Consider the following 771-nt stretch of genomic DNA (forward strand, 5'->3'; position numbering starts at 1 on the left):
ACCGGACACGCCGCCCACGCCGGCCCCGCCGGCGCGCGGGCTGTCCGCATGGGCGCTGGCGCTGGCCCAGTGGCCCATGGCCACGCGCATCGCGTTGCTCGCACTGGTCCCCATGCTGCTGCTGGTGGCCTCCGGGGGCCTGTGGCTGCGCGGGCAGATGCACCAGAGCCTGCTGGGGGGCTTCGAGCAGGTGCTGCGCGAGAAGGCCCAGCGCGTGGGCGTGCGGCTGCAGCAGGGTCCCAATGGCGAACTGCGCGAAGCCACCGGGGGGGCGGACGAATTCAGCGCCATCTACGCCGGGTGGTACTGGCGCGCCCAGGCGGGTGGCCAGGTGCTGCGTTCGCGCTCGCTGTGGGACATGGACCGCCTGCCCACCGCCCCCGAACCCGTGCGGGGCTCGGCCCTGCTGCACCTGGCGACCGGGCCGCTGCAGGAGCCGCTGTTGTCGCTGACGCTGCCGATCCCCCTGGGCCAGCCACCCACCCCGGTGGCGCTCACGGTCTACGGCCCCGCCGCCCAGCTGCAGACCAGCATGCGCCAGATCGACCACACCCTGGTGGTGGCCGGGCTGGTGCTGATGGTGCTCGCCGGGGGCCTGGCCTGGCTGCAGGTGCGGGTGGGGCTGGCGCCACTTCGGCGCCTCGAAGCGCTGCTGGCCGCCCTGCGCGCGCCGCAGGGCGACGGGCCCGATGTGGCCGCGCACCTGGCCGCGCCCACGGGGCGCGACCTGCAGCCCCTTCAGAGCGAGCTGGCCGGCCTGCTGGCGCACAA

The 771-nt window shown here is 75.6% G+C and carries 1 pseudogene; it reads left to right on the forward strand.

Annotated elements, in window-relative coordinates:
* Positions 1 to 76: 76 nt before the first annotated feature.
* Positions 77 to 771 (forward strand): annotated as a pseudogene (locus tag AC27IO_RS24995) (sensor histidine kinase); the annotation flags it as partial.

This window comes from Acidovorax sp. KNOB132 (assembly GCF_057541515.1).